We start from the raw sequence: 236 nt of genomic DNA on the forward strand, positions 1-236 counted from the left end.
GACGGCGAGTTCGCCGAGTTCGGTGCCCGTGAGACCCTCGAGGTCGGCGGCGGTGCGTACCTCCCCGGGGTCGAGGCCCAGGACGCGGCAGGCGCGGGCGGCCGTGCCCGGATGGTCCCCGGTCAGCACCCGTACGGCGACGCCCCGGACGACGAGCACCCGCAGCGCGTCGGCCGCGCTCGGCACCAGCGCGTCCCGCAGCGTGACGAATCCCCCGAAGGTCAGGCCGCGTTCGT

At 76.3% G+C, this 236-nt stretch carries 1 protein-coding gene; it reads right to left on the reverse strand.

Annotated features, from left to right (window positions below):
* On the reverse strand, window positions 1-236 hold a 236-nt coding region (locus tag KVT44_RS57040), incomplete at both ends, for a hypothetical protein (RefSeq protein WP_217577184.1).

This window comes from Streptomyces sp. GbtcB7 (assembly GCF_019091445.1).
In the GTDB taxonomy this organism is placed as follows: Bacteria; Actinomycetota; Actinomycetes; order Streptomycetales; family Streptomycetaceae; genus Streptomyces; species Streptomyces mirabilis.